Raw genomic sequence first — 13,457 nt, 5'->3', positions numbered from 1 at the left:
GATCGAAATTCCACCGTTCGACATGGTTCCTCCACGACGTCCGAACCGTTATCAGCCTCCCTAGTCAGAACAGGCCGTGCGGACCTTCGGCTAGTCTGGCGGTCAAGCAAACCGACCGGATGAGCGGCCGCGCTACGGCAGCAGCGAGGAAATCGGTCAGCGCCGACGAGTGCGTGAATGCAGGTGGCCGACCAAGGCGTCAGGAGTTCCGGGTAGGCGGTATCGGGTCAGGCGATGACGGGCGGCCCGCCACCAGATCAGCGATGGTTAGACCCCCGTGGCCGAACCGTGCGTCGACGCCGTCGGCCCGCGCCTGCGCCCGAGCGCACCGAGCCGCATCGTAACGGTGACGAGCCCAGGTCGACCCGGGTCGGGCCAGCCGCACCGCGCCGATCCAGGCCACCGGCGGGAGGAAGACACCGAGGACCGCCGTGGAGTACTTGCCTTTGCGCACACAGATCAAGACCGCCATGATGTGCACCACCCACGAGGCGGCAACGGCGACGTGGCCGGCGCCAAGCCCGCTGCTCGACGTCAGCGGATTCACGCCGAGCAGCACCAGCCCCATACCGCTGAGGGCCAGGGCGACCACCTGCACGGACAGTTGCCCCTCTGGCGACCAGTACACATCCTGCAGGTGCAGGATCAGCGCGAACTCGTCCAGAATCAGTGACGACCCGATGCCAATCAGCACGCCGGACACCTCAGCCCACGGGCGACGGCCGTCTACAGCGACTGACGTGTATGCACCGATCACGGTCAGGATGATGCCTGGCACGGCGTGGTGAATATGCACTCCACCCGCTATGTTGTTGCGGAACGGACCGACGCCTGCGCGAATCATCCGGGTAATGGACCGAGTCGTCACGAATGTGAGCAGGAACGACAGAAATAGCAGCAGAAACGGCACTTGCGCAGCGGTCATGGAACATCCTTGCAGTCCGACTCCGCCCGACGACGCCAGCACACGCCACCAGGCGGAGAGTTCCAAAGCACCGTACCGGCCCGGAAGCCCACACGATCAACAACATGGCGTGCGGCACCCGCCAATGAGCACCGCCCCGACCTGAATAACATCCGCCGCCCGCGCCGTCAGTCGGCGATGCTCACCTCGCGACGCCGAAATCATCTGGCCGCGATCCGCGCGGTTGGCAGCGATCCGACGTCCTGCCCAATATCTCTGCAGTTCAGACCCTGTCGATCAAGTGCGCCCGAAGGGACTCGAACCCCTAACCTTCTGACCCGTAGACCGGTGTCAGGTCATGCCCCACGATGGGCTGCGTGCCGGAATGCGGCCGTACGTGCTCGTCAATTGCTGAACGTCCGAACACATTCGGAACACATTGCGACCGCCGGCACGGTACGCCGGGCCGTGAGCAATCCGCGACCCGCCATCCGCGACTCGCCGGCGGCGCCGTCGTGTGACCTGCTGGGTGATCCAGGCGGTCGACGCCGTCTCTGTGGCGGTTCCCGTGTGGGATTCACCTGCCACCGGGAAGCGGCTGGCAAACGAACTCACCCCTGGTCGACGTCTCCTGCCGGAACTGCGGCCGTGGCCGTGGACCGACCCTCACGCCTGTGACCGTTCGTGTTGAACTCTCCGATCGCGTGTACACCGTCATCCTGGACCGCCAGGAGACTCGCAACGCCGTCGACCGGCTGAACGCTCGCACACTTGCGTTTGCACTGATGCGGATCGGGGAGAGTTTCCCGCACGCAACGCGATCGCCGACGGTGCCCGATGTGGACCAGGCCCTCAGGTGATCGGACGGCTACTGGAGGGCTGAGGCGTGGAGACGGACGTCTGCGTCGTGGGCGGCGGCCCGGCCGGGCTGGTCCTGGCGCTGCTGCTGGGCCGGCGCGGGATCCGCACGGTCGTGCTAGAGAAGCATGAGACGTTTCTGCGCGACTTCCGTGGCGACACGGTCCACCCGTCGACGCTGCAGCTGATGGACGAGCTCGGTCTGGGTGAGCGCCTGCACGCCCTGCCGCACCGCACTATCCGGCAGTTCCGCTTCACCTACCCCGTCGGCTCCTTCCAGCCGGTCGACTTCAGCCGCCTGCACACCCCGTATCCGTACGTCATGTTCCTGCCCCAGTGGGACTTCCTCGAACTGCTGGCCTCCGAGGGCCGTTTCGAACTCCTCCGGCGGCACGAGGTGCTTGGCGTGCGCCGCTCGGGAGGGCGGATCGTCGGCGTCGACGCCCGCACACCCGACGGACCGCTGCGGGTCGACGCCGCGCTGACGGTCGCCTGCGACGGCCGCGATTCGACGGTACGGCGGGATCTCGCTCTGCGCTCGAAGGTCTTCGGCACGCCGATCGACGTGCTGTGGTTCAAGCTGCCGAGGCACGACGACGATCCGGCCGGGCTGGTCGGCCGGATCGACGACGGCCGGCTGTTCATCGGCATCGACCGCGGCGACACCTGGCAGATGGGATACGTCGTACCGAAGGGCAGCGACGACCAACTGCGCAGCCGGGGCTTGGCGGCCTTCCGCGCCGGGATCGCCGCCGGGGCGCCCTACCTGGCTGACCGGGTCGCCGAATTGACGGACTGGGATCAGATCAAGAAGCTGACGGTGCGGATGGACCGCCTATACCGCTGGCACGTGCCAGGTGCCCTGCTCATCGGTGATGCCGCGCACGCGATGTCACCGGTCGGCGGGGTCGGCATCAACCTGGCGATCCAGGACGCGGTCGCGGCGGCGCACGTGATCACGGCCGCCTTCGAGCGAGGCGCCCCGCCGACCGAGGACGAGCTCGCCGCCGTCCAGCGCCGCCGGACCTTCCCGACGAAAGGCACCCAGCTCGTCCAGCGGGCGCTGCAGCGCGCCGTGCTCGCACCCGCGGTCTCGGGCCGCCCGACTCGGCCGCCCCTGCCGCTGCGGATCATCGACCGGATGCCCGCCTTGCGCGCGCTCCCGGCGCGGGTGATCGGCATCGGCCTCCGCCCGGAACACGCCCGCTGAGTCGAGGTCGATACAAAACGCAACGGCGCCCGACCCGGTGGTGGCGAGGACGGCCGACACCCCGCCTTGGTTCGCCAGGCTGATCAGTTCGGCGTACGCGCTGCCGTCCAGTCCCGGGGACAGGCTGCCGGAGAGGACACCACCGCAGAGTCCGCCAGGAGTCGCGAGTAGGTCGCCAGGAACCGGGAGCACTCCTGCGTACCAACCGGCCGGTGTAGTGCCGACGGAATAGGCAGGGATCATCGAGGTGCGGTGCAGCCACTCCCAGATCGACGCGGAGCCATAGCGCATGCGATCCCCGGCGCGCGTCCGGTGACGAAAGGCGCATGCGCAAGGTCGTCCACGGTAAACCGCAGCGTGCCCGGAGTGTCGATGTCCGGGCCGGTAGTTGTCGCGGTGCTGCGTCGCCGGGTGATGTTCCCGAGGCTACTGCTCCACGGGGTCGTCGGGACCGTGGTCCGGAGCTGCCTTGGCCTCGTCGTTGCCGGGTGTGGTGTGGGGGTCGTGGGTGGTGTGGTTGAGCCCGACCAGGGTGAGGATCATGTCTGCTGGGCCGGCGATGGGTGCGTACAGCTGCAGGGTGGTGTCGTTGGTGTGGTGGATGGCGGTGAGCCGGTGCAGTGCGGCGACGCCGGCGCTGGCCAGGTGGGTGACGCCGGTGAGGTCCACGGTCAGGTTCCGGGTGCCGACTGCGCCGGCTTCGCGCAGGGCCCTCTCGACATGGTTGGTGGTGGCGGCGTCGATCGGTCCGTCGACGCGGATCCGTGGGGTGGGGGCCCAGGGCTGGTCGAGGATGAGCAGCGGTTCGCTCTGGCCGGGGGGTCGGGCGGGGTGTCCGGCGTTGAGCTGGTCGGTGGTCAGCAGCCAGGCCGGGCGGGTGAGGGTGAGGTCGATGGTGGCGGTGGTGCCGTGCTGGTCGTGGCGGATGCGGAGGTGGTCGACCATCGCCTCGGCCAGTTGCAGGCCGAGCCCGCGGTCCGGTGATGGCTGCGGTTTCCGCCACGTGCCGCGGTCGGTGACCTGCGCGTGCAGGTGCCCGTCCGGGCCGATGGTTGCGGTGAGTTCGCAGGTAGCGTCGGCGTCGGCCCGGTCGAGGTAGGCGTGTTCGAGGCTGTTGGTGACCAGCTCGACCACGGCGTGGCGGACCACCCCGTCGTCGTGCGCGTCGACGCCGCAGCCGGCCAGCCAGTCGCTGAGTTCGGTGCGCAGGACTTCGAGCTGGTCGTCGCCGACGACGCTGAACGTCAGGTTCAGCGATTTGGGTGGGTTGGTGCGGCGTCCGGCGAGGAGGGTGATGTCGTCGGCGCGGCCGGTGCGGCGGGTGAGCAGTTCCAGGGTCTGCCCGCAGATTCGCTGCGTGGGCAGAAGACCGTCGTCGCGGATCCCGTACCCGGCGGCGATGTCGCCGGCGACCTGGGCGAGCTCGACGCTGGACCGGGCGATGGTGGTGCCCGGCCGTTCGAGGATGCCGTCGGTGTACAGCAAGATCGTGTCCGCGGTGTCCAGGGTGGCGGTGCCGAGCACCGCTGCGGTGAACGTGCCGCCGACGCCGAGCGGGCCCGCGCCGCTGATCGGCAGGAACCGGGCCTCACCCGCAGCGGGGAGCAGCAGCGGGGCCGGATGACCCGCCGTGCAGTACGTGACAGTGCCGGTGGCCGGATCGAGGACGGCCACGCAGACGGTGGCTGCCTTCGCCCCGGGAACCCATGCCGCGGCGGTGTTGACCCGGGTCAGTGCGGTCAACAGGTCACCGGACGCCAGGAGCTGCTCGCGCAGTAGGACCCGCAGCTGGCCCATCGTCGCCGACGCGGCGAGGCCGTGCCCGACGACGTCGCCGACGATCAGCGCTACCCGCTCGTCGGGCAGGACGACGGCGTCGAACCAGTCCCCGCCGGCCGCGGTCTCCGCGTCGGCGAGGAGGTAGCTTGCGGCGACCTCGAGGCCGGGCAGGACCGGGACGCCGGCGGGGAGCAGTTCCCGCTGCAGGGCGTTGATCACGTCGCGGGCCTGTTCGTAGCGGGCCTGCGCCTCCGCGGCCTGGGCCTGCGCGGCCTGGCGTTCCCGGACCCGTTCGGTGACGTCCTGCACGTTGCCGAGCGCGCCGACGAGGCTGCCGTCCGGGCCGTAGAACGGGCTGATCGTGAAGTCGACGAACACCTCGACCTGATCACCCAGGTCCGGCCGGTCGAACGTGATGCGGAACTCCCGGGCTGTCTCCGCGACCCCGGTGACCGCGACGCGTTCGAAGAACTCCAGGATCTGCTGGCCGGCGAACTCGGCGAACGCCTCCCGCAGCATCCGGCCGACGACGTCCTGCCGGCCGACGAACTGCCGGTACTGCGCCGTCATCGCCACCACCCGCAGCTGCGCGGCGTCGCCTTCCAACGCGGTCACCAGCAACGGCATCTGATCAAACACCCGCCGCACCGTCAGCGCATCCCCCGCCAGCCACGACAGGTCCTGATCGTCATCAGCGACCGACAGGTTCGGCTCCTCGCCTCGAATCGACACCTCGTGCCTGCATCACCTACCACAGGCACGAGGAACCCACACAAACACAGCAACGACCGTCACCGCCCGTAGCACACCCTGTGCCGCCCACGGTAAGCCGGTCGTTGTAGCGCTGCGGCGAGATTGTCGAGGAGTTCCAAGCCCAGCATGCTCTCCTTCGGAACGCCACCCAGGCGCCGCGCGCCGCACGGTCGCCTACCTCGACCTGCCCGACGACACCGACCCGCCGGGGACCACGCCGACGGTCACCGCGACGACCGGGTTCCTGCACGCGATCGCCGCGGAGTGCACCGCCAGGGACAGCGTCGACCTCGTCGTCGTCGGCTACGGTCCTGCCCGGCTGGCCGCCACGCTGTTCGACGTCGCCACGGCGGTGTTCACCGTGCACGGCCTGCCCGTCATGCACCTCGTCCGGGTCACCGGTGGACGGTACGTCGAACATGACGTGCACCGTCCGGAGGTGCCGCTCGGCGACCCGGTGCCGTTCACCCGCACCGCTCCGGATCGACCGGCGCGGCCCGCGGTGGTCGGCGCGGACCTGGCGGCGGCGGTCGCGCCGGTCACCGGCGCCGCCGCGGCAGCGATGCTGACCGCGTTCGAACAGGTCCGGGCGCGGCTGGACACGACCGCGGCCCAGTCCGGGTCACCGGACCGGGCGATGCTCCGGCTGGGCCGCGCCGCGGTGGACGCGGCCGTGCGCCGCTGCGAGCAGGGCGGCACGCTCGACGACCTCGCCGCGGCGGAGTTGATCGCGCTGCTGCGCAGCGACGAGGTCCGGGACTTCGTGTACCTGCGTACCGACGGCAGCGACGTGTGGCACCTGCGGCTGTGGCTGGACCTGACCCGCCGGGCGATCCCCGGCTACGTCGCCGGTCCGGCATGCCTCGCCGGGTACGTGGCGTGGCGCACCCACCGGCCGGAGCTCGCCCGCCTCGCCGTGCACCGGGCCCTGAGCGACGACCCCGGTCACGCCCTCGCGGCGATCCTGCTGCAGCTGCTCGACGAGAGCGTCCCGCCGGAGCTGGCCGAGCTCCTGCTGGCTCATCACCGGCCGGACAGCGGCATGGAGCCGCCGATGCAGTAGCCGTACACCGTCCCGCAGCCGCCGACCCGGCGGTCGCGGTCCCACACCTCGTGCCTACGGGCAGGCTGGGGCCGCACCGCCCCAGCCTGTCCGCCGCCACGAGGCGGGGAACAGGAGGCCACACACCGATGGCCAGGCAACACCAGCGCAGCACCACCGGGCCGCAGCTCGCGGGCCTGCTCGAGCGATCCCCGGCACGGTCATCCGTCAGTACCGGCGGTGACACGATGACCGACGACGAGTCCCGGACCGCCCGGGCGAAACTCAGCTGGGTCTTCGGACCCGGCCGCCGGGAGGTCATCCAGCTCATCGCCGAGCACGGCCCGGCGGCCGCGTTCGACCGGCTCACCGCCGGCGAACCCGGCGCCGACCTGCTGCGCCCCGAGGTCCGCGACCGTCCCGGCACGTTCCGGGACCGGCTCGCCGTGTCCACCGACGCCGTCGCCGACGCACAGACCCGGTGCCGGGTCGTCATCCCCGGGGACCCGGACTGGCCGGCCGGGCTCACCGACGTCGACGCCGACGGCGGATACACGCCCGTCTGCCTGTGGGCGCTCGGCCCCGGCCCGCTACCGCAACCGGCGACAGCGGTGACGCTCACCGGCACCCACACCGCCACCGCGTACGGCCTGTGGACCGCCGAGGAGCTCGCGCTCGGCATCACCGTCGCCGGCCGCACCGTCGTCACGACCGGCGCACCCGGCATCGACAGCACCGCCCTGCGGGCAGCCGCCACCTGCGGCAACCCGATCGCGCTCCTGCCGTGCGGGCTGCAGCAGCTGCACCCGGCGGCGAGCATCAGCCTGTACGACCGGATCGCGGAGACCGGGCTGCTGCTGACAGCGTGGCCGCCGGACGCCCGACCGACGAACCGGCGCTGGCAGGCGAACCGGAGACTGCTCGCCGCCGTCAGCGCCGGCACCGTCATCGTGGAGAGCCCGGCACGCGGCGGCCCCCTCGCCACGCTCCGGCGGGCGATGCGATACGGACGCGTCGGGATGGTCGTGCCCGGGCCGGTGACATCAGCGATGTCGGAGGGCTGCCACCGGCTGCTGCGCGCCGACCCACGAGTCCGGGTCGTCACCAGCGCCACCGACGTCCTCGAGGACGTCACTACGGCCGCGCTGACCGGCGGGGAGTAGATAACGACCCCACCGGCGGTCGCCAGCAGCGGTGCCAGATCTGCGGCCAGCCGCTGCCGGACGAGCCCTGCTGACCGGACATGCCGCCGGATGCGCCGGTCCGGCTGAACGACCGTGTCCCCCGGGCGTGGACCGCGGTCGGCGACTACAGCACGGACCAGGTGGCGCCTGCCGCGACCATCGTCACCGCAGACGCCGCTGTCGGCGTGCCGGCCCGCGGGTGGGTGCTCGCGGTCACCGTCGCCATCCAAGAGTCAAGTCTGCACAACCGCACCGACGCCCCCGCCGTCCCTCACTCGATGAACGGCTACCGCCTGGCGCTCACGCTCATCAAGATCGCCTCACCTAGATCATGACGACCCGCCAGTAGCGCGGCCTCCCGGACCTCGTCCCGGGTCATCGACCGCGCCAACTCCATCGCATGCTGCATACCGTCACGGTCACCGGCGTCGACCATCCGCAGAAACCAACGCACCGCCTGCACGTTGTCCGGCGGACCGGCTATACCGTCGCGGGCCCAGCATCCCAACGCGAACATTGCGCCGACATCCCGATGCTCAGCTGCCCGCAGATAGCACTCGACCGCCTCATCGTCCCGATCCACCCGGGCCAGCATGTCACCGAGCTTCGCCCACGCCTGCGCCACGCCCCCGCCCACCGCGCCCCGCAGCAACCGAAGCGTCTCGTCGAAGGTTGCGTACACACCGTCCGACCCGACGTTCAACACCGCCAGGTTGTACATTGCGAACGCATCGCCGCCATCCGCGGCCTCCCGGAACAAGCCCGCCGCCCGGTCAAGGTCCCGTCGCACGCCGAGCCCATTCGCGAACAGATGCCCAAGGCTCCGCTTCGCTGCAACCCCACCCTGCGCCGCCGCAAGTTCGAACCAGCCCCGTGCCGCCTTCGGATTCCGCTCCGCCTCCAGTTCGATTGCGCCCAACAACGTCTGCGACTCCACATCACCGGCCCGCGCCATCGGCATCAGCGACTTCTTGACGGTACGCAGTTCCCGCGCCGCTGCGGCTTCTCCCACGTCAAGGAGAGTGCGAGCCCTCACCCGCGGATCAGCCTCGTCAGGTCCCGTCATCGCCTACCTTCTCCTGCACTGGGTCTGCCCGCCGACCACCGGCCGATCGTACTCACCGATCAGGCCGACGGCCGGCGGGCAGACCGGATCAAATGCCTTCCGGATAGGCAAACGGTATTCGCACCACGAACTCCATGTCGCCAATGGGATGGAATGCCCAAGTGCCGCTGGGACTCGACAGGATGATTGATTGACCACCCTGGACGGCGGCGCCCGTCAGGAACTCCTGACACCGTTCGCAGGGATCCCTGTCGACGATGATTGGGCCTCAATGGCATCACGAACCCTGGCCGGCAGCAGTCCGTTGACTTGCAACGTATTCCACAGCGCATCGTCCGGACCGAGCGAACTAGCAGGCAAGCTTCTGCGGGAAATTCCTCTTGCGAGTTCTCGAGGACGTCGGGCTGGCCGGACGCAAGATCAGCGGCCGGCGGAATACAGGCCAGTTTGCATACAAGGGCTGCACACATTGTTGCAACTGACAGCCTTCGCCGTCACGCCACCGCCACTCGGGTATCTGAGGCGGGTAGCGTGCCTGACGCTGTCGTAGCCGAGCGAGTCCGCGTACATACCGGCGAGCGCACCCCCGAATCGTCAAGGCTGCGGTGGTCGTGCCGGTCTACTGGCAGGCGTCGTTGCACCCGTTGACCGTGGTCGTGCACTCGTCGGAGCCGATCCACCGGCTGCTGGAGGCGAGCGAGCCCCGGGCTAGTCACGCCGGGGCGGACACCGGCAGGATTGCGGCACCCGTTACGTTCTCCTCCAGATCGTCGATAAACGGCGAACTTAGAGCGATCCCCAACGAGCTGAACATCAGCGACTCGAGTTCGAACTCGTCCGGATGATATCCGAGGCCGGCCATATCGCTCAACACTTCGCCAAGCGGTCTCCCAACCAGAGAAATGCCGTTCCAACGAACGTCCGCAAAGTCCGAAATTCGAATCGCCAAAAGGCGGCCATTCCTGTCGTAGTTGAGGAAGAGCGCGCTGTCGAAATAGGAATCCGGCTGACCTTCGTACTGCGCAGGAACGCGATACCTACCGAGTCGCTCACGGTGAACTACTTGCGGCTCACCGAAGTGGGCCTCCCGAATACCCACACCAGCGGTCACCTCAAACGGCTCCGTCCTGCTGTACATTTCACTCCACTTATTCTGTCGACTATTGAATCAACGTCGGGACACTTGCAAGCATTTCCATAATTGCATCATCGTATCTTGTTCCGAAACGACTCCGGACGTCATGGATCTCATTTGCCATTGCGGTGGCCCAGTCGCCTCTCTCGATTAGTTCACGCTACATTTGTCTCCATGCGTCCTCTACGGAGCCGGGGTAGCCACCTGCACTATACAGCTGGGCATGGTCTGCGCGATCCATCTGAATTGCGAAGCCATCCCCGCGAGCAAGGTCCTGCGTCGAGTTCGGTGGCATGTGGTGGATCTCGATACCAATTGGATTTCTCCAGTCCGAGTTCGGCGCCGGCCGCCATACCCGCATCCGCGCGTTGTCGCCGTAGGTGCCGCCCCGGTATACGTGCCCAGGCGGCACTCCGCCTGTGACGGACGTTCACCTATCGACTACGAACGATCAACGGCTCGAGCGCTGGAGGCCCCGGCCGCAAATAACGGAGTCCTCGACGTTTCCAGGCGATTGACAGCGCCTGGACTCCACCGCCCCGCTGCCGACGTGCCGGCCCGCGGATGGGTGATCGCGGTCGCCGTCGCCACCCACGGGTCAGGCCTGCACAACCGCACCGACGGACCGGACGACTCCGCCAGCGCCAACGACCCGGTCAATGCCGCGCCCGCACCTTGTCCACCATGTAGGCCACCGCGGCGTTGGCGTCCCCTTCGAACCCCCACCCTTCCGCCAGTCGGTTACTCGCGTACCAGCCGGGACGAATCAAGAACGCGGTGACGAGCACATCGGGGGTGAACGCGTCCTCAGCCAATGCGAACCGGTGCCCCAGGTACGGGAAGCACCCGCGCAGGACGGCGTTCTCCGATGCCGCCGTGATCAGGTCGTGGAAGCCCCCGGGGTCCCCCTCCACCGATTCCAGCATCTTCCGCCACTGATGCTCGACCGCGTCGCCGCGCTCCCGGGCGAGCGCGATCGCGGAGAATTCGACGAACGGGTACCGGGCGGCGAGCTCCTCCAGCCCGGACCCGCCGATCCACAGCGCCGCCGCGCCGGCCGCCGAGACCGGGTCCGGCGTCACCCCATGCGCCTGCCCGGCGGTCTTCCACCCGAACTCGAGTCGGAATTCCGAGCCGTGCGGGTGCACCGCAGCCGTGCGGTCCCCCGCACGCATGACCGCCGGCGCGAAGGCGACCCGGCGTGTCACAGCGAACCGCTGTGGCAGGTCCCGGCCCAGCGCTTCGTTCAGCAGCGCGGCAAGGTCACGACCTGGCACCGTCGTCTCCCATCGTCGAAGTCGCTAGACATCATCCGCCCAGCCCCTCATCTCATCAATGAGCAGCCGGCCGTTCAGATACCAGGACACTCGGCCCCTGATCGCGACCGCCGGGTTGGAGATCGCCATCTGCAGCTGCCGCATCTCCCAGAAGGTGCCCCGGACATGCTCCGGGCGGCCAACACCCTCAGCGGCTGCACGCATACGCCACATGCATCGCCATCTGCCATTGCGAGGTAGAGGACCCCCTGCACCGTCCGACCCAACTCCTCTTGACGCTGGCGCATAAGTGCCGCGGTTCGCCGCCGCCGCCCCGGGAGCCTCCGCCACCGCCACCCCGACGCCTGCCTCCGCCGCCGCTGGCGGGCCGACCCGCGGCAAGGATGGCAAGTCCGGTTTGGCGTGCCGTAACGGGCGCGGTGGTTCGGGTTTGCGGACCTTGAAACGGGCGATCGAGAGGGTGGTGGTGCGGGCAGCCTCGGTGAGGAGTTCGTCGCCGTCGTAGACCCAGAACGTGTGGTCAGATGACTTGACCGTGACCGTGCGACCGGCGTGGATCATCCCGACGTGAATGCACGGCAACGGGTTGGGCCGAACGAGGGCTGTAGCGTTACACGGTCAAGGGAACGAAAGTAACGGGTTCCACCGGGCCTGCATCCGTGAAATAGATCTGGAAACGACCTTGCTCACCGAATCTTTCCGATTCCGGATACGACTCGACGAACGCTAAGGTCACAACCGACGTGGGACGTGGAACCGTTCTCACGTCTACAGGCTTACCGAAAACCTCGAATGCAGTCACAACGCATTCAACTTCAGGAATCGCTAACCAGCAGGTTCCCCCCTGTCGGAAATCTACGTTCGATTGGACGCGCCACGGCGATTGAACCCATTCCAACATCGACGGATTCGTCGGCACTGCTACCGGCTCTTCCCACGCATAACCAGATCGCGGATCCAGTTCCGTCCACGGCCACTCAACGAACACGAAGCCCGTCATGACATCAGCCACCCGAACCTCGCAAGGCTCGCAGCGAATGAGAACTCGCTGCCCGATCCGGAATTCCATATAACCTCAGCTAACCTTCGAACTACCACTCAGATCCGACAGGCCGATGGCGCTATCCACAGCGACATACACGCCAGTCACCGGATCCCGAACGATCACCTCAACATCAGTCATGGCAACCTCCGCCGTCTCGTTGTCTGGAACGGTCCCTCAAACCCATCCGACCGCGACCCAGCGCCAGCCACAACAACACTTCACACCACCGGAGGAACCCCAGAACGAGTGAACCTCCTCGACCGATCGGCGTCAAAAGGCACGACGAGCGCCTACTCATGGCCGACAAGCGCCCGCTCGACCAGGCTCGATCAGTACGGTCCCATGCATGACACCGATGGCAGCCATCGACGTATCGGCGGGCTTCGCCGGTGAGGTGCTGGGACCGGTCCCGATCGACGAGGCGGCGAGCCGGATCCGGGTGTACTGCACGTCGCGGTACAGCGGCTGGGCCGTCTACGACCTGGCCGGCATCAGCGCACGGGCGGCGGGCCTCTTCACAGAGGTCTCAACGTGGTCGCTGTTGTTCGCCAACACGCTCAACGGCCGGGTGGACATCGCGCAGCTCGCCGAATTCAACCGAGCGCTTCGGCGAGAGTTCGCCGATCGGATCGGCCGCATCCCAGCCGACCAGGACCTGCATGCAATGACCGAAGAGGAGGTTGCCGGGGTAATCCGCGCCTGCCAGTTCGGCTTCAACGGTGCATGGGCGCCGAGAATCACCAAGCTGGGTGCCCTGTACAGGCCCGCCGCTATCCCGGTGCTCGACGGCTACGTTGGGATGGCGTTCGGCTACCAGCGCGACGACCTCAGCATCACGGTCCAGCGCTTCGGCCTGAACCGTCAACAACGCATCGCCGCGATCGTCCGCGCGCTGGCCACGTACCTCCACGACCATCGCGACACCATGGCGCAGCTCCGGGCTTTGGTGCTGGCGCAGGACACGGTGCCGTTCGCGTTGTGGGCGGCCGCGACCCACCTCGCCGACTACCGGGCGGCGATCCTGACCTGCGTGGCGGCCGGCGGCGACGTCGACACCACGGCGGCGATCGTCGGTGGGGTGGTGGCCGCGGCGATCGGCCGGGACGCGATCCCCGCGGCCTGGCGCACCCAGCGTGAGCCGCTGCCCGCCTGGGTCCGGACACCCGGTGCGGATTGAGTGCAAAGTTTCCGGCACTCCTGGCGT

At 68.4% G+C, this 13,457-nt stretch carries 10 protein-coding genes and 1 pseudogene; 6 read left to right on the top strand and 5 right to left on the bottom strand.

The window, feature by feature from the left end; genetic code table 11:
• Nucleotides 1-199 precede the first annotated feature (199 nt).
• A complete protein-coding gene (locus ABZ321_RS22415; RefSeq protein WP_354894114.1) occupies nt 200-925 on the bottom strand; it encodes a hypothetical protein in 726 nt (241 codons plus the stop codon).
• Nucleotides 926-1,578: 653 nt separating this feature from the next.
• On the opposite strand from ABZ321_RS22415, the gene ABZ321_RS22410 reads away from it, so the two are divergent.
• The gene (locus ABZ321_RS22410) at nt 1,579-1,764 is read left to right on the top strand and encodes a hypothetical protein (RefSeq protein ID WP_344515842.1); all 186 of its coding nucleotides are present in this window, start codon (nt 1,579-1,581) and stop codon (nt 1,762-1,764) included.
• 26 nt (nt 1,765-1,790) lie between these two features.
• Nucleotides 1,791-2,972 carry an FAD-dependent oxidoreductase gene (locus ABZ321_RS22405; protein WP_344515840.1) on the top strand — a complete coding sequence of 394 codons (1,182 nt, stop codon included), beginning with the start codon at nt 1,791-1,793 and terminating at the stop codon, nt 2,970-2,972.
• A gap of 426 nt (nt 2,973-3,398) precedes the next feature.
• On the opposite strand, the gene ABZ321_RS22400 is transcribed toward ABZ321_RS22405, so the two are convergent.
• Nucleotides 3,399-5,483, bottom strand: a complete 2,085-nt coding sequence (locus ABZ321_RS22400; RefSeq protein WP_354894111.1) for a SpoIIE family protein phosphatase — start codon at nt 5,481-5,483, stop codon at nt 3,399-3,401.
• Between ABZ321_RS22400 and ABZ321_RS22395 the strand changes: the two genes are divergently transcribed.
• The 3 genes from ABZ321_RS22395 to ABZ321_RS22385 all read left to right on the top strand — a co-directional run bounded on the left by ABZ321_RS22395 (nt 5,476) and on the right by ABZ321_RS22385 (nt 8,065).
• On the top strand, nt 5,476-6,567 hold the full coding sequence (locus ABZ321_RS22395) for a DUF4192 family protein (protein ID WP_354894133.1): 1,092 nt from the start codon (nt 5,476-5,478) through the stop codon (nt 6,565-6,567). The two genes, ABZ321_RS22400 and ABZ321_RS22395, sit on opposite strands and share 8 nt — an antisense overlap.
• 227 nt (nt 6,568-6,794) lie before the next feature.
• Nucleotides 6,795-7,709 (top strand): DNA-processing protein DprA, encoded by a 915-nt coding sequence (locus ABZ321_RS22390; RefSeq protein WP_354894108.1) that lies wholly within the window; start codon nt 6,795-6,797, stop codon nt 7,707-7,709.
• An 80-nt stretch (nt 7,710-7,789) separates the two neighbouring features.
• Nucleotides 7,790-8,065, top strand: coding sequence for a hypothetical protein (locus ABZ321_RS22385; protein ID WP_354894105.1), 276 nt, complete (start codon nt 7,790-7,792; stop codon nt 8,063-8,065).
• On the opposite strand, the gene ABZ321_RS22380 is transcribed toward ABZ321_RS22385, so the two are convergent.
• From ABZ321_RS22380 to ABZ321_RS22370, 3 genes are all read right to left on the bottom strand, one after another.
• The gene (locus ABZ321_RS22380) at nt 8,017-8,742 is read right to left on the bottom strand and encodes a tetratricopeptide repeat protein (protein ID WP_354894102.1); all 726 of its coding nucleotides are present in this window, start codon (nt 8,740-8,742) and stop codon (nt 8,017-8,019) included. The two genes, ABZ321_RS22385 and ABZ321_RS22380, sit on opposite strands and share 49 nt — an antisense overlap.
• Nucleotides 8,743-9,508: 766 nt before the next feature.
• Complete coding sequence (locus ABZ321_RS22375; protein WP_354894099.1) at nt 9,509-9,907, bottom strand: hypothetical protein; 399 nt, start codon at nt 9,905-9,907, stop codon at nt 9,509-9,511.
• A 680-nt stretch (nt 9,908-10,587) separates the two neighbouring features.
• A complete protein-coding gene (locus ABZ321_RS22370; protein ID WP_354894096.1) occupies nt 10,588-11,079 on the bottom strand; it encodes a hypothetical protein in 492 nt (163 codons plus the stop codon).
• A 2,024-nt stretch (nt 11,080-13,103) separates the two neighbouring features.
• Here ABZ321_RS22370 and ABZ321_RS22365 point away from each other — a divergent pair.
• A pseudogene (locus ABZ321_RS22365) lies at nt 13,104-13,430 on the top strand (ADP-ribosylglycohydrolase family protein); the annotation flags it as partial.
• Nucleotides 13,431-13,457: the final 27 nt, after the last annotated feature.

The organism is Dactylosporangium sp. NPDC006015 (genome assembly GCF_040614215.1).
Taxonomy (GTDB): domain Bacteria; phylum Actinomycetota; class Actinomycetes; order Mycobacteriales; family Micromonosporaceae; genus Dactylosporangium; species Dactylosporangium maewongense.
Note: the sequence above shows the minus strand (reverse complement) of the source record. Positions and strands in the feature narration are given on the sequence as shown.

Coding starts and splice junctions, on each gene's coding strand:
- ABZ321_RS22385 (WP_354894105.1), top strand. CDS start 7,790: ATGCCGCCGGATGCGCCGGTCCGGCTGAACGACCGTGTCCCCCGGGCG.
- ABZ321_RS22390 (WP_354894108.1), top strand. CDS start 6,795: ATGACCGACGACGAGTCCCGGACCGCCCGGGCGAAACTCAGCTGGGTC.
- ABZ321_RS22415 (WP_354894114.1), bottom strand. CDS start 925: ATGACCGCTGCGCAAGTGCCGTTTCTGCTGCTATTTCTGTCGTTCCTG.